The organism is Xanthomonas sp. WHRI 7945 (assembly GCF_035026585.1).
In genome coordinates this window covers 18,190-33,835 of sequence record NZ_JAYIQP010000029.1, presented here as the reverse complement: position 1 = coordinate 33,835, position 15,646 = coordinate 18,190, and the positions used below count along the sequence as shown (strand labels likewise).

11 protein-coding genes are annotated in these 15,646 nt (G+C 68.9%); 3 read left to right on the top strand and 8 right to left on the bottom strand.

Annotated features, from left to right (window positions below; genetic code table 11):
• Positions 1 to 279 precede the first annotated feature (279 nt).
• The 6 genes from VDQ83_RS17245 to VDQ83_RS17220 form a co-directional block, all read right to left on the bottom strand.
• Positions 280 to 858, bottom strand: a complete 579-nt coding sequence (locus VDQ83_RS17245; protein ID WP_455435836.1) for a hypothetical protein — start codon at positions 856 to 858, stop codon at positions 280 to 282.
• A gap of 72 nt (positions 859 to 930) precedes the next feature.
• Positions 931 to 2,802 carry a propionate--CoA ligase gene (gene prpE / locus VDQ83_RS17240; RefSeq protein WP_455435835.1) on the bottom strand — a complete coding sequence of 624 codons (1,872 nt, stop codon included), beginning with the start codon at positions 2,800 to 2,802 and terminating at the stop codon, positions 931 to 933.
• Positions 2,803 to 2,923: 121 nt separating this feature from the next.
• The gene (locus VDQ83_RS17235) at positions 2,924 to 5,425 is read right to left on the bottom strand and encodes a S9 family peptidase (RefSeq protein WP_455435834.1); all 2,502 of its coding nucleotides are present in this window, start codon (positions 5,423 to 5,425) and stop codon (positions 2,924 to 2,926) included.
• Between the two features lie 512 nt (positions 5,426 to 5,937).
• Positions 5,938 to 6,924, bottom strand: coding sequence for a malate dehydrogenase (locus tag VDQ83_RS17230; protein WP_263397421.1), 987 nt, complete (start codon positions 6,922 to 6,924; stop codon positions 5,938 to 5,940).
• Positions 6,925 to 6,958: 34 nt separating this feature from the next.
• Entirely contained in the window at positions 6,959 to 7,330 is a 372-nt protein-coding gene (locus VDQ83_RS17225) for a glutaredoxin family protein (RefSeq protein ID WP_455435833.1), read from the bottom strand.
• A gap of 90 nt (positions 7,331 to 7,420) precedes the next feature.
• Positions 7,421 to 7,915, bottom strand: a complete 495-nt coding sequence (locus tag VDQ83_RS17220; RefSeq protein WP_455435832.1) for a peptidylprolyl isomerase — start codon at positions 7,913 to 7,915, stop codon at positions 7,421 to 7,423.
• A gap of 200 nt (positions 7,916 to 8,115) precedes the next feature.
• On the opposite strand from VDQ83_RS17220, the gene typA reads away from it, so the two are divergent.
• From typA to VDQ83_RS17205, 3 genes are all read left to right on the top strand, one after another.
• On the top strand, positions 8,116 to 9,945 hold the full coding sequence (typA, locus tag VDQ83_RS17215) for a translational GTPase TypA (RefSeq protein ID WP_263397418.1): 1,830 nt from the start codon (positions 8,116 to 8,118) through the stop codon (positions 9,943 to 9,945).
• A gap of 13 nt (positions 9,946 to 9,958) precedes the next feature.
• Entirely contained in the window at positions 9,959 to 10,441 is a 483-nt protein-coding gene (locus VDQ83_RS17210; protein WP_455435831.1) for a DUF2127 domain-containing protein, read from the top strand.
• A 90-nt stretch (positions 10,442 to 10,531) separates the two neighbouring features.
• Positions 10,532 to 12,157: an amidase gene (locus VDQ83_RS17205; RefSeq protein ID WP_455435830.1), complete on the top strand. Its 1,626-nt coding sequence runs from the start codon at positions 10,532 to 10,534 to the stop codon at positions 12,155 to 12,157.
• Between the two features lie 211 nt (positions 12,158 to 12,368).
• Here VDQ83_RS17205 and VDQ83_RS17200 read toward each other — a convergent pair whose 3' ends face one another.
• Together VDQ83_RS17200 and VDQ83_RS17195 are read right to left on the bottom strand one after the other, a co-directional pair.
• On the bottom strand, positions 12,369 to 13,535 hold the full coding sequence (locus VDQ83_RS17200) for a mechanosensitive ion channel family protein (RefSeq protein WP_263398399.1): 1,167 nt from the start codon (positions 13,533 to 13,535) through the stop codon (positions 12,369 to 12,371).
• A 518-nt stretch (positions 13,536 to 14,053) separates the two neighbouring features.
• Positions 14,054 to 15,451, bottom strand: a complete 1,398-nt coding sequence (locus VDQ83_RS17195; protein ID WP_455435829.1) for a class II 3-deoxy-7-phosphoheptulonate synthase — start codon at positions 15,449 to 15,451, stop codon at positions 14,054 to 14,056.
• Positions 15,452 to 15,646: the final 195 nt, after the last annotated feature.

Here is a 15,646-nt window from a genome sequence, read left to right as displayed (position 1 = left end):
CGGCGTCCTCAAATCAAACACGCCCTTCGATCCTCAAAAGGCCATTGCCTGTTAGACGGGAAGACGGTATCTACAACGGCCCACACTGCGACGCCAGCCGTCTTAGAGCACGCTGCCTGCATCAGCCATGGCCACGAACGAACAGGGGTACGCTGATCTCCAGCCAGAGGGGAGCGCCGTGCAGCAGCCGTGGCGGCGCGGCGCAGGACGCGCGCGTTCTGGATCGATAGACATCGCACACCGGCATCTGCGTGCGCATGGCAGTGGCGCCGAACGTGACTACTGCGCATCCGCGCCGAGCGTATCCTGCAACCAGCGCGTGGCCAGCGCCGGACTCTTGGCCTTGCCTATCGCGGCGGCCAAGTCCGGCAACAGCGCTTCAAGCGCAGCGGCGTCGCTGCAGCGCTCGATCTTCAGCTGCATGAAATAGCCCTTCAATCCCAGGTACTGGCGTACCGCTTCGCTCATCGCGTCGTAGAGGCGCGAATAGCGCTGCGCCGCTTCGCGCGACACCGGCGCATCGGCGCGATCGGCCAACGCCTGGATGGCGTCGGTCACCGTTGCCGCGGAGGCCGCCAACGGTGCGCTTGATGGCGATGGCGATGGCGATGGAGACGATACCGGTGACGCCGGCAGCGACGCATCGCCGCCGCGGCGGATCAAGCCCATCTGCTGCAATTGCGCCAAGGCATCGTCGGGCGCATGCACGCCGGCAACGATCTGCTGCAGCGTGCTGTCGTCCTTCTGCCCATCCACCACCAGCAGGATCGAGCGCAGTTGCGCCGGCAGTCGGCGCGCGCGGTCCGCGATCTCCTGCCGTCCGGCCTCGGTCTTGGCATACCACCCGCTCTCGCTCATCCCCGCCTCCCCTGGTTGCGCGTCAGCGTCGGCCGCCGCGATTGCCGCGCGATGCAGGCGCGCAGCGGTGCCTCATCGCCCCAGTACCCTGCGAATCTCGTCGAGCGCAGCGGGATCGTCCAGCGTCGACAGATCGCCCGGATCGCGCTGTTCGGCCAACGCCTGCAGCGAGCGCCGCAGCAACTTGCCCGAGCGCGTCTTCGGCAGCGCCTGCACCAGATGCACCTGCGCCGGCCGCGCCACCGCGCCGAGCCGCTCGACCACGCATTGCCGCAACTGCTCGGCGACGCCGGCCGCATCGGACGCCGCCTGTTTCAGCGTGGCGAACACCACCGGCACCTGTCCCTTCAGTTCGTCGTACATGCCGATCACCGCGACCTCGGCCACGTCCGGATGGCCGGCGATGGCCTCTTCGATCTCGCGCGTGCCAAGGCGATGGCCGGCGACGTTGATCACGTCGTCGGTGCGGCCGAGGATGAAGGTGTAGCCGTCGTCGTCGCGGATCGCCCAATCCAGCGAGCTGTACAGCAGCTCCTCGAAATGGCTGAAGTAGCTGCGCAGGAAGCGCGCGTCGTCGTTCCACACCGTGGTCATGCAACCCGGCGGCAACGGCGGCTCGATCACCAGCACGCCCTTGCGCCCGGCCGGCACTTCGGCGCCTTGCGGGTCGACGATCTTCATCTTGTAGCCGAGGTTGGGAAACCCGGGCGACCCCAGTTTGACCGGGCGCATGTCCACTCCCGGCAGCAAGGTCAGCGCCGGCCAGCCGGTCTCGGTCTGCCAGTAGTTGTCGATGACCGGCTTGCCCAGCGCCTCGCCGATCCACAGCGCGGTCGGTTCGTCCAGCGGTTCGCCGGCCAGGAACAGGTACTGCAGCGCGCTCAGGTCGTGGTCGCGGATGTGGCGCAACGGATGCTTCTTCAGCACGCGGATCGCGGTCGGCGAGGAGAACATCGTGCGCACGCGGTACTTCTCGCACAGCGCCCACCACACGCCGGGATCCGGCTGCACCGGCAATCCTTCGTACAGCAACGAAGTGCAGCCGGCGATCAGCGGGCCGTACACGTTGTACGAATGGCCAACCGCCCAGCCGACGTCGGAGGTGGAGAACATCACTTGGCCCGGCGCGCAATCGAACACCGTGCGCATCGACAGCGCCAGCGCCACCGCATAGCCGCCGACGTCGCGCTGCACGCCCTTGGGCTTGCCGGTGGTGCCGGAGGTGTACAGCAGGTAGCTGGGTTCGTTGGATTCCAGCCAGGCGACCGGCACCTGCGCAGCGCCCACCTCCGCGCGCAGGCTGGCGTAGTCGACGTCGCGCCCGTCGATGCGCGGCTGGGCCGGATCCAGCCCGCGCGAGACGATCAGCACCTTCGGCGGCGGCGCGCTCGCTTCCGCGCAGGCGGCGTCGATCAGCGGCTTGTAGGGAATGATCTTGCCGCCGCGGCTGCCGGCATCGGCGGCGATCAGCAGCTTCGGCGCCGCATCGTCGATGCGCAGCGCCAGGTTGTGCGCGGCGAAGCCGCCGAACACCACCGAGTGCACCGCGCCGATGCGCGCGCAGGCCAGCATCGCGAACACCGCCTCGGCCATGTTCGGCATGTAGATGACCACGCGGTCGCCGCGCTGCACGTCCAGGCGCAGCAGCACCGCGGCGAACGCGTTGACCTCCGCGTGCAGCTGCGCATAGGTGAATTCGCGGGTCTGCCCGGTCTCGCTGGAGACCGCGACCAATGCCAGCTGCGCGGCGCGTTCGGGCAGGTGCCGGTCGACCGCGTTGTGGCACAGGTTGGTCAGCCCGCCGCCGAACCAGCGCCGGAACGGCGGACGGTCGTATTCCAGGATCGCCTGCGGCGACCGCTGCCAGTGGATGGCCTTGGCCTGCTCTGCCCAGAACTCCTCCGGCTGCTCGATCGAGCGCCGGTACAGCGTCGCGTAGTCCATGCAGCCCCTCCCAAGGCCATGCACCCGCCCCGAGCATAGACCTTGCGCCGCGCGTGCGTCCTTCCGACCTTGGTCGAAGTAGCGCAGGCGGCACCGTGTCCGCCTGCGCCATTGCCTTCCGCTACCGCTTCGGCGGGGTGGCCGCGGCCGCCGCCGGCGCCGCCTGCTTCACGTAGCGGTCGAACCACTCCAGCATTTCGGCCACCACGTCCTCGTTGGACTCGCGCGCGGTGTACCAGTGCGGCTCGAACGGCAGCAGCACCAGCCGCGCGGTGCCGCCGTTGCCGCGGATCGCCTGGAACAGCCGCGGCGCCTGGGTGGTCTCGGTGCCGGGATTGGCGTCGTCCATGCCGTGCACGATCAGCAGCGGCTCGTTGATCTTGTCGGCGTGGAAGAACGTCGACGCCTGCGCGTAGACCTCCGGCGCGGCCCAGAACGAGCGCCGCTCGTTCTGGAAGCCGAACGGGGTCAGGGTCTTGTTGTAGCTGCCGCTGGTGGCCACGCCGGCGCGGAACAGGTCGGTGTGCGCCAGCAGGTTGGCCGCCATCAGCGCGCCGTGGCTGTGGCCGGTGACGCCGATCCGCTGGCGATCGACCACGCCCAGCTCCACCGCCTTGTCCACCGCGGCGGTGGCGTTGTCGACCAGTTGCTGCAAATAGGTGTCGTAGGCGGTCTTGGGATCGCCGACGATCGGGAACGCGGTGTCGTCGATGACCGCGTAGCCGGCCAGCAACAGCAGCTGATAGGAGCTCAGGCGGGTGAAGTCGCGCTCGTTGGCGCCGCTGACCTGGCCGGCCTTGGACGGATCGGCGTAGTCCAGCGGATACGCGTACAGGATCGCCGGCACCCGCGTGCCTTCCTTGTAGCCGGGCGGCGTGTACAGCGTGAACGACAGCTCCACCCCGTCCTTGCGCTTGTAGGTCACCAGCCGCTTCTTGATCTGCCGCACCAGCGGCGTCGGGTCGGGGAAACGGGTGACCGGCGCGAGGCTGGAGGCGTAGGCCGCCTCGCCCGCGGCCGCGCCGGGCTGCGCCTGGCCGAGCGTGCGCAGGTACACGTTCGGCGGGTCGGCCGGCGACTGCCGCCAGGTCAGCAGCCGGGTCGCGTCGTCGCCGGCGAACCCGGCGAACACCTCGTCGACGCTGGCGTCGCTGCGGAACAGGCGCTCGCTCTTGCCGCTGGCCAGATCGTAGCGGTCGAGGAAGGCGCGGTCGCCGGCGGGCGTGGCGCCCTGCCCGCTCAGGAACAGCGCGCCGTGGTCCTCGTGCAGCACCGCTTCGCCGTTGGCCAGCACGCGCAGTTCCGGCGTGCCGGGATCGGCGTACAGATCGTCGGTGGACAGGTCGAACAGCACCCGGCCAGGGCTACCGGGGCGATCCGCGTCCAGCAGCGTGGTGCGGCGCCAGTGGCGGTTCTCGTCGAATTCGTCCAGCAGCGCGCGCCCGCCCTCGGCGAACCAGGACAGCCCGGCATAGCGCTGGGTCACCCGCGCCAGTTCGCGCGGCTTGGCGGTGAACGGCGCCGCCAGGGTCAGCAGCTTGTCGCGCGCCGGCACGCTGGCCTTCCAGTCGCCGCCGTCCAGCGCCTCGGCCCAGACCAGCGTGGCCGGCTGGTTGGCCCGCCAGGAATACGCGCGCGGGCCGGTCGGCACGCCATGCACCGGCACCCGGTCGGCGACCGGCAGCTTGGCCAGCACGCGCTCGCTGCCATTGGCCAGGTCCAGCACCGCCACATCGCGGGCGAAGCGCGCATAGGTGGTGACGTAGGAATACGGCCGCTGCAGCCGCTCCACGCGCACGTGGCGGCCATCGGGCGCGCCATCCACCGCGGTGTAGACCGCCGGCGCGCCGATCTTGACCTGGCTGCCGCTGGCGGCGTCCACCTTGAGCAGCTGCGCGGTGGCGTAGTAGGTGAACAAGGCCTCGTCCTCGGGACTGGACAGCGTGTCGCGCGCCTCGTAGGTGCTGCTCTCGCCCTTGCCCTGGATGGTTTCCTTCACCTCCGGGCCCGGCGGCACCGCCGCCTTGCGCGGCGCCGCGCCCAGGTCCTGCGGCACGGTCTTGAGCAGCAGCGTGTCGCTGCCGCCCAGCCACTGGATCTCCCCGCCCAGCACCGGGTTGAGCTGCACGCCGTCGATCCGGCGCACGTTGCCTGTGGCGACGTCGCCCAACCACAGCTCGACGCGGTCGGCGGCGGTGTTGTTGAAGGCGAAGCGGCGCCCGTCCGGCGACCACACCGGCAACGCCGGGCAGGCGCCGGCCGGCAGGGTTACCGCGGTCTGCTTGCCGCTGGCGACGTCGACCAGGGCGAAGCCGTCCAGGCAGGTGCGGATGCCGTAGCCGTTGGACATGTCGTGGCGGCTGTGGCTGCGCGGCTCCACCCGCACCCCGGCCAGCTTCAGATACGGCTCGGCGACGCGTGCGATCGGCGGATACTGATTGCGCTGCACCAGCAGCAGGGTCTTGCCAGTGGGGTCCAGCCGCGGCGACGGATTGAGCGGCGCGCGCATCACCCCCAGCAGCGGCTCGGGCGGCTGTCGGTAACCGCTGTCCGCAGCGACGGCGGCGAACGGCAATACGCTGGCGAGCGCCAGCGACGAGACCCACCGGTACGGCATGACCATAGAAATTGTCCCCTGGCGAATGGCTGCGGAAACGTAGCACACCGCACCAGGCTCCTAGCCGCTCTCCGAAGCCGGCATCTCTACCTTTCTCCCGATGGGAGAGGAGCTAATGGCTGTTCCCTTCTCCCCTCGGGAGAAGGTGCCCCGAAGGGGCGGATGAGGGTACGGACGCAGCCTCGCACACCCAACTCAGCGAGACGCTTCGCGCCGTACCCTCACCCCAACCCCTCTCCCGAGGGGAGAGGGGCTAGTGCTGTTCCCTTGTCCCATCGGGACCATGGCCCACTTTTCGGGGGAAGGTGGCCCGCAGGGCCGGATGAGGGTATGGGCGCAGCCTCGTGCGCCTAACTCAGCGAGTCGCTTCGCGCCGCACCCTCACCCCAACCCCTCTCCCGAGGGGAGAGGGGCTATGGTTCCTTCTCCCACCGAGGGAAGTGGCCCGCAGGTTTGGAGCCCCACAACGCAGAACGCCGGGCAGAGCCCGGCGTCCGGTGACGCGATCGCGGGTGCGATCAGCCCAGCAGGTGCGCCACGCCGCTGCGCTCTTCTTCCAGCTCGGCCAGGGTCTTGTCGATGTACTTGCGGCTGAAGTCGTCGATCGGCAGATCCTTGACCAGGGTGTACTCGCCGTTTTCGGTGGTCACCGCGAAGCCGAACATCACCCCTTCCGGAATGCCGTAGGAGCCGTCGGACGGAACGCCCATGGTCACCCACTTGCCGTTGCTGCCCAGCACCCAGTCGCGCACGTGGTCGATGGCGGCGTTGGCGGCCGAGGCGGCCGAGGACAGGCCGCGCGCTTCGATGATCGCCGCGCCGCGCTTGCCCACGGTCGGGATGAAGCTGCCGGCGTTCCAGTCCTGGTCGTTGATCGCATCGGCGACCGAGGCGCCGTCGGCGGTGGCGAAGCGGTAGTCCGGATACATGGTCGGGCTGTGGTTGCCCCACACCACCAGCTTCTCGATGCCGCCGACCGGCTTGCCGAGCTTGAGCGCCAACTGGCTCAGCGCGCGGTTGTGGTCCAGGCGCAGCATCGCGGTGAAGTTCTTCGGGTTCAGGTCCGGCGCCGACTTCATCGCGATGTAGGCATTGGTGTTGGCCGGGTTGCCGACCACCAGCACCTTGACGTTGCGGCTGGCGACCTTGTTCAGCGCCGCGCCCTGCGCGGTGAAGATCTTGGCGTTCTCCAGCAGCAGGTCCTTGCGCTCCATGCCCGGGCCGCGCGGACGCGCGCCGACCAGCAGGGCGATGTCCGCGTCCTTGAACGCCACTTCGGCGTCGTCGGTGCCGACCATGCCGGCCAGCAGCGGGAACGCGCAGTCTTCCAGCTCCATCATCACGCCCTTCAGCGCGGCCTGGGCCTTCTCCATCGGCAGCTCGAGCAGCTGCAGGATCACCGGCTGGTCCTTGCCCAGCATCTCGCCGGAGGCGATACGGAACAGCAGGGCATAGCCGATCTGGCCGGCAGCGCCGGTCACAGCAACACGTACGGGTGTCTTCATGGGGGGTTCCTCTGCTAAAAAAGGGATAAAGGGGTCAGTAGACGCGGTAGCCGAGCGGCTGCAGGTGCGCGTCCAGGGCGGCAGTGTCGTAGCCGTCGATCACGTGCTGGCCGATGACCGTGACCGGCACGCCTTCGCGGCCCAGCGCGGCCGCGGCCAGGCGGCCGTCCTCCTGCTCCACGTCGAGCACGCGGTAGCGGACCTGGGCACGTTCGAAATCGGCCTGTTGCCGGCGGCAGTAGCCGCACCAGTCGGCGGCCAGCATGACGATGCCGTCCTCGCCGGTGAGCCGCCGCGGGTCGCCGGCCGCCAGCGCTGCCGGCGTGGGCGCCTGGCCGCTGCGCCACCACGTATGCACGCCGCCGCCGATCCCGAGCAGCACCATGCACAACAGAAGGGAACGCATCGTCATCGGGCTGGGAGCGCGGCAGTCAACCGGGAAATGTTAGCACGCAGGCCATCTGCGACCGGCCTGGATGGCCGGTCGCGGCGGCACTCAGGCGCTGAGCAGGCGGTTCCACTCGGCGACGCGGTCGGCCTTGGCCGCCAGCACCGCATCGGCGTCGCCTTCGATGGTGATCTTGTTGATCGCATCGCCCTGGGCGACGCTGTCCACCACGTCCAGCCCCTGGGTCACCTTGCCGAACACGGTGTGCTTGCCGTCCAGCCACGGGGTGGCGGTGTGGGTGATGAAGAACTGGCTGCCGTTGGTGCTGGGACCGGCATTGGCCATCGACAGCACGCCGCGCTCGTGGCGCACGCCGTTGTCGATCTCGTCCTCGAAGCGGTAGCCCGGGCCGCCGCGGCCGGAGCCTTCCGGGCAACCGCCCTGGATCATGAAGTCGGCGATCACGCGGTGGAAGCTCAGCCCGTCGTAGAAGCCGCGCTTGGCCAGGTTCACGAAGTTGGCCACGGTCAGCGGCGCCTTGTCGGGGTACAGCTCGATCGTGATCGGGCCGCGGGCGGTGTCGAAATGGGCGATCAGGGACATGGGATTCCTTGGAAACGGGGGCGTCATTTGGGGCGCATAGGATACACGGCGGCCTGTTTGGCCCGCTTCAGGCCCCGCTTCGGCGGCTGAACGGCCCCGCCCCACGGCCGCCGAATCCTGAACCGGCAGGGGCGCCGGGATACAGGTATAATAGGGGGCTTACTCTCCTTCCTTTCTGGCGCCGGTTGGCCCCCTTTCGCATGTCCATCGAAAATCTTCGCAATATCGCCATCGTCGCCCACGTCGACCATGGCAAGACCACCCTCGTCGACTGCCTGCTGAAGCAGTCCGGCACCCTCTCCGAGCGCACGGTGCTGGCCGAGCGCGTGATGGACAGCAACGATCAGGAAAAGGAACGTGGCATCACGATCCTGGCCAAGAACACGGCCATCACCTGGCAGGGCAACCGCATCAACATCGTCGACACTCCCGGACACGCCGACTTCGGCGGCGAAGTGGAGCGCGTGCTGTCGATGGTGGACTCGGTGCTGATCCTGGTCGACGCGATGGACGGGCCGATGCCGCAGACCCGCTTCGTGACCCAGAAGGCCTTCGCGATGGGCTTCAAGCCGATCGTGGTGGTCAACAAGATCGACCGCCCGGGCGCGCGTCCGGACTGGGTGATCGACCAGGTGTTCGACCTGTTCGACAAGCTCGGCGCGACCAACGAGCAGCTCGACTTCCCGATCGTCTACGCCTCGGCGCTGCACGGCTACGCGAGCCTGGACGACAGCGCCCGCGAAGGCGACATGACTCCGCTGTACGAAGCGATCATGAAGCACGTGGCGCCGCCGCAGGTGGATCCGGACGGTGCGTTCCAGATGCGCATCAGCCAGCTCGACTACAACAACTTCGTCGGCCTGATCGGCATCGGCCGCATCCAGCGCGGCAAGGTCAAGAAGAACATGCCGGTCAGCATCGTCGACCGCGAAGGCAAGAAGCGCCAGGGCAAGATCCTGCAGGTGCTGGGGTTCATGGGCCTGGAGCGGGTGGAAGTGGAAGAGGCCGAGGCCGGCGACATCGTCGCCATCTCCGGCGTCGCCGACATGAGCATCTCCGACACCATCTGCGCGCTGGACACTCCGGAAGCGCTGCCGGCGCTGACCGTGGACGAGCCGACCATCTCGATGACCTTCCAGGTCAACAACTCGCCGTTCGCCGGCAGCAAGGAACACAGCGGCGGCAAGTTCATCACCAGCCGCCAGATCCGCGAGCGCCTGGAACGCGAGACCCTGCACAACGTCGCGCTGAAGGTCGAGGAAGGTTCGGACCCGGACAAGTTCCTGGTCTCCGGCCGCGGCGAGCTGCACCTGTCGGTGCTGATCGAGAACATGCGCCGCGAAGGCTTCGAACTGGCGGTGTCGCGTCCGGAAGTCATCGTCAAGGAAATCGACGGCAAGCTGATGGAGCCGGTCGAGCAGCTGGTGGTGGACATCGAAGAGCAGCACCAGGGCGGCGTGATGGAAAAGCTGGGCATCCGCAAGGGCCAGCTGAAGAACATGGAGCCGGACGGCAAGGGCCGCGTGCGCCTGGACTACATGATCCCGGCGCGTGGCCTGATCGGCTTCCAGAACGAGTTCCGCACCCTGACCCAGGGTTCGGGCCTGCTGTTCCACGTGTTCGACCATTACGGCCCGAAGGAACAGGGCGCCATCGCCAAGCGCCAGAACGGCGTGATGATCGCCAACGCCGCCGGCGCCACCCCTGCCTACTCGCTGGGGCCGCTGGAAGAGCGTGGCCGCCTGTTCGCCGCCGAAGGCGACAACGTGTACGAAGGCCAGCTGATCGGTATCCACTCCAAGGACAACGATCTGACCGTCAACGCGATCAAGACCAAGCCGCTGACCAACATGCGCGCCTCGGGCAAGGACGATGCGATCAAGCTGACTCCGGCGATCAAATACACGCTGGAACAGGCGCTGGACTTCATCGAGGACGACGAGCTGGTCGAAGTCACCCCGAAGGAAATCCGCCTGCGCAAGAAGTTCCTGACCGAAAGCGATCGCAAGCGCGCCGGTCGCGGCGGCTGACCGCAGGCCTCCCGTGGCCAGCAAGAAGGCGTACAACCCGGATCCGCATGCGCATCCGGGCTTGCACCTGATCGCACTGCTGGAGGCCAGCAAGGGCCTGCTCGCGGTACTGGCCGCAACGGGTCTGGAGATCATGGGTCCGCTGCCGCTGCGTGCGGCGGTGGGCCGACTGATCGTCCGCTTCAGCCTGGACCCCGAGCACGGCGCGCTGCCGTCGCTGCTCACCATGATCAATCCCGGCGCGGTGCACCTGGCCGCCGCCGGCATGCTCGCCTACGGCGTGCTGCACATCGTCGAAGCCTGGGGCCTGTGGCGCGCCAAGGCCTGGGCGTCGATGCTGGGCTGCGTGTCCGCGGCCATCTACCTGCCGTTCGATATCTACGCGATCGTGCGCCATCCCGGCTGGGCCGCATGGGCGGTGCTGGCGATCAATCTAGCCGTGGTCGGCATCCTGGCCCGCGACCTGGTCCGGCGCCGGCGCCGTCCCGCGCTCTGAGCGCAATGCGGGCACGCGCCCGCAGATCAGTTTGCCAATCCCTGTAGCGCTGCGTAGCCTCCTGGAGAACCATTCCCCGGGAACCTGCCGATGCGCGTGCTGCCCGTCCTGATGCTGTGCGGCGCCCTCGCCGGCTGCCGGCACGCCGCCCTGCCCGACACCGCCGCCATCGCGCCGCAGCGCACGCCAGCGCCGTTCGCCCATGCCGAAGCCGACATCGCCACGCTGCAGGCGCAGATGGCGCGCGGCACGCTCGACAGCGCCGGCCTGACCGCGGCCTACCTGCAGCGGATCGATGCGCTGGACCGGCGCGGGCCGGCGCTGCACGCGATCATCGAACGCAATCCGCAGGCCATGGACGACGCGCGGCGGCTGGATGCCGAGCGCCGCGCCGGGCACCTGCGCGGCCCGCTGCACGGCATCCCGCTCGTGCTGAAGGACAACATCGACGCGCGGCCGATGGCCAACTCGGCCGGCTCGTTGGCGCTGGCCGAGTTCCATCCGCCGCACGACGCGTTCCTGGTGCAGCGGCTGCGCCAGGCCGGCGCGGTGATCCTGGGCAAGAGCAACCTCAGCGAATGGGCCAACTTCCGCGCCAGCAAGTCCAGTTCCGGCTGGAGCGCGCGCGGCGGGCAGACCCGCAATCCCTACGTGCTCGACCGCAATCCCTGCGGCTCCAGCGCCGGCACCGGCGTGGCCGTGTCGGCGAACCTGGTCGCGGCAGGCATCGGCACCGAGACCGACGGCAGCATCGTCTGCCCGGCGGCGGTGAACGGCCTGGTCGGCTTGAAGCCGACCGTGGGCCTGGTCAGCCGCGACGGCATCATCCCGATCTCGGCCAGCCAGGACACCGCCGGGCCGATGACCCGCAGCGTCGCCGATGCCGCGGCGCTGCTGAGCGTGCTGGCCGCGCCCGACCCCGCCGACCCGGCCACCGCCGCGGCACCGCGCGCACCCGGCTACGACTACGCCGCGCACCTGCGCCGCGACGCGCTGCGCGGCGCGCGCATCGGCCTGCTGCCATCGCCGCTGACCCAGACCCCGGACATCGCCGCGGCGCAGGCGCGCGCGGTCGCCACGCTGCGTGCGGCCGGCGCCATCGTGGTCGATGCGCAGATCCCCACCGCCGGGCAATGGGACGACGCCGAACTGACCGTCCTGCTGACCGAGTTCAAGGCCGGGCTGGAGCGCTACCTCGATTCACGCAAGGCGCCGCTGCGTACGCTGGCGCAACTGATCGAGTTCAATCGCGCGCATGCCGCGCGCGAACTGGCCGCGTTCGACCAGGCGCTGTTCGAGCAGGCGCAGGCCACGCGCGGCCTCGACGACCCGGCCTACCTGCAAGCGCGGGAGAAGGCGAAACGCCTGGCCGGTCCGGACGGCATCGATGCGGCGCTGCGCGCGCAGCGGCTGGACGCACTGATCGCGCCGACCACCGGCCGCGCCTGGAAGACCGACCCGGTCGGCGGCGACGACTTCCCCGGCGCCAACTACGGCGCAGCCGCGGTGGCCGGCTATCCGAGCCTGACCGTGCCGATGGGCAGCAGCGACGGCCTGCCGCTGGGCCTGGTGTTCATCGGCGGCGCCTGGAGCGAGCCGCGCCTGATCGAACTTGGCTACGCCTACGAGCAGCACAGCCGCGCACGCACGCCGCCGACCTTCCTGCCGACGCTGCCGGCCCAGGCGCAATCTGCGCAAGCGACGGATGATCGGTGACGCGGACAACGCCACAAGAGCGCGGAAGAGACAATTGGCGAAGAGCACTTTTGTAGGAGCGGCTTCAGCCGCGACCGGGCGTTACCGGCAAAGCCCCGGTCGCGGCTGAAGCCGCTCCTACATTCGTTACCTGCGGCAGATGAGAGAACACGCTGCAGCCCAAGCGCCAGCAACAACGCATGCGACGCGACGACAGTGCCACACCTCCAGGCTAAGCAGTATCCGGCTTCTGCTCGCCCGCATCAGGCGCCACTGTCGCCGCCGGCGCGCCGTCCTCGGCGCCCGGCGAACGCATTGCCGCCGAGTCGCTGGGGACAGCCGGCGTCCGCGGCGCACGCGCCGGCTCTGACGCGATCTGCGCACGCAGCGTCGGCAAGGCGTAGGGATGCTCGCGGGTCAGGAAGTCGATCATGCGTTCGCGCACGATGCAGCGCAGGTCGAACGCATCGCCGGAGTTGCGCGCACTGACCAGCAGGCGCACCTGGATCGTGCTCTCGCTGGTCTCGGTCACCTGGGTCACGCAGACGCGTCCGTCCCACAACGGCTCGCTCTTGCAGATCCGCTCCAGTTCCGCGCGCAACTGCGCCATCGGCGTGCGGTAGTCCAGCCACAGGAACGCGGTACCGAGCAGATTGGCGCTACTGCGCGTCCAGTTCTGGAACGGGTTCTCGATGAACCAGGTCAACGGCACCACCATGCGCCGCTCGTCCCAGATGCGCACCACCACGTAGGAACTGCCGATCTCCTCGATGCGGCCCCATTCGCCTTCGACGATGACCACATCGTCAAGCCGGATCGGCTGGGTCAAGGCGATCTGCAGACCGGCGATCAGGTTGCCGAACACCGGCTTGGCGGCGATACCGGCGACCAGGCCGATGATGCCGGCCGAGGCCAGCAGCGTGGTGCCGATCTGCCGCACCGCGGGAAAGGTCAGCAGCACCACCGAAGTGCCGAGCAGGATGATCGTGCCCATCGCCACACGCGCCAGCACCCGGGTCTGGGTCTGGACGCGGCGCGCGGTCAGGTTGTCGGCCACCTCGATCGGATAGCTGCGCAGGATCGCCCGCTCCAGCGCGGCGACGCCGCGCACCAGCAGCCAGGTCACGCAGCCGATCATGCCGATGTGCAGCAGGTGTTGCAGGTCGGCCAGCGCGCGATCGTCCAGCGGCGTGGACTCCAGCGCGAAGCTGAGCATCAGCATCGGCAGTAGGAACGCCATCGGCACGCTGATCACGCCGATGATGCGGGCACGCCGATAGTCGCGCCCGCGCATGCGCTGCGCGATGCGCAGCAGCAACCACCAGGCGAGGAAGCCGAGCACCACCGCCGCGCCGATCGGCAACGTGTAGGCCCGCCATGGGATCCAGTCTAGGTCCAGAGTCAAGATGCGCTCCTTGAAGGGGGGAGGAGTCGCGACAGTGTGACAAAGCAAGCATAAGCGCAGTGTCGAGCGCTGCGCCCCGGTACGAAGCGTGGCGTCATCGCGAGGCGTGCGGCACGGCGCGCATGCAGCGCTCGCTCATCGCGGAGGCGCAGCGCGTCGGCCTGGGGCACTCCATGACCGATGTGCGCGATCGCGCCATGCGCGGCTCCTGCCCGGCGGCAAGCAACTCGCACATGGCCCCGCAGCAGCCGCTGCAGACGATGCGTCTTCAGTTACATCCGAAGCTCTACGCAGCAGACGCGGCGCCTGCCGAGACCCGATGCGCCGACATCGCCAACCGGCACACGCAGCCCCCGTCGCGGGCCGCGATACCTGCGCACTGCAGGCCCGCATTTCGCGGTGCCGGGCATCGACGACTGCAAGCGCGTCAACGAGGCCCATCGCCACCACATCGGCGTCAGGCGCGCGCAGCGCACCGGCAAGCGCGCTGCGGCGACCGAGAGCGCGTGCCGTCAGTCCGTCGTCAGCGGCACGCTGCGCCCGTTCTGCTTGCGCACGATCGCCAGCGCGATCTCCAGCGACTGCTCGTAGTTCAGGCGCGGATCCACGCTGGAGCGGTAGGCCCGCTCCAGGTCGCGTTCGGTCAGCTCGCGCGCGCCGCCGGTGCATTCGGTGACGTCTTCGCCGGTCAGTTCCAGGTGCACGCCGCCCAGCCGCGTGCCGGCCGCGGCATGGATGTCGAACGACTGCTCCACCTCGCCCAGCACGTTGTCGTAGCGCCGCGTCTTGTAGCCGTTGCTGGTGCTCTCGGTATTGCCGTGCATCGCATCGCACACCCACAGCACGCGGCGGCCGTCGCGCTTCACCGCGTCCAGCAGCGGCGGCAGCTTCTGCGCGATCTGCGCCGCGCCCATGCGGTGGATGAAGGTCAGCCGGCCCGGCTCGTCCTCGGGATTGAGCACATCGATCAGGCGCAGCAACTGGTCCGGCTGCGCCGACGGCCCGACCTTGATCGCGATCGGATTGCGGATGCCGCGGAAATATTCCACGTGCGCGCCGTCCAGCGCGGCGGTGCGCATGCCGATCCACGGATAGTGCGTGCTGAGGTTGAACCAGCCCCACTGCCGCGGCACCTCGCGGGTCAACGCCTCCTCGTACGGCAGCAGCAGCGCTTCGTGCGAGGTGTAGAAATCGACCCGGTTGAGGTTGTACAGCTGCGCGCCGGACAGCGTCTCCATGAAGCGCACCGCGTCGCCGATCGAGGCCACCATCTTCTGGTAGTCCTCGGCCAGCGGCGAGTAGCCGACCCAGCTCAGGTTCCAGTATTCGGGATGGTGCAGGTCGGCGAAACCGCCATCGATCAGCGCGCGCACGAAATTCATCGTCATCGCCGAACGCGAGTGCGCGGTGATCATCCGCTGCGGGTCGGGCACGCGCGCCTGCGCGGTGAATTCCGGGCCGTTGACCACGTCGCCGCGGTAGCTGGGCAGGGTCACGCCGTCTCGGGTCTCGGTATCGGCCGAGCGCGGCTTGGCGTACTGGCCGGCGTAACGGCCGACCCGCACCACCGGCAGGCGCAGCCCATGCACCAGCACCAGGCTCATCTGCAGCAGCACCTTGAGCCGGTTGGAGATGGTGCCCGACTCGCAATCGCTGAAGTTCTCCGCGCAATCGCCGCCCTGCAGCAGGAAGCGCTTGCCCTCCTGGGCCTCGGCCAGCTGCTTCTTCAGCGCGAAGATCTCCCACGAGGTAACCAGCGGCGGCAGATGGCGCAATTCGCCCAGCGTCGCTTCCAGCGCCTGCGCGTCCGGATACACCGGCATCTGCAGCGCGGGTTTGCCGCGCCAGCTGGCGGGCGTCCAGAGCGGCGGGACGGATTCGGGCGCGGCGGCGGGGACGGACAGGTTCATGAAAGGACTCCTAGGCAACCTGCGATGTTCGCAGAGCCTGGCCGCGACGCAAAGCACTCGCGCGTCGCCGGCGCCGCCATCGCAGCGCCGGTGCCGCAGACATGAACGGCAAGCAACACCGGCATGCCGCCATGACTTCCGGCCTACGCCAGGGTCGCTGCGGAAGCAGACTGTTACTTAATAACAAAACATTCC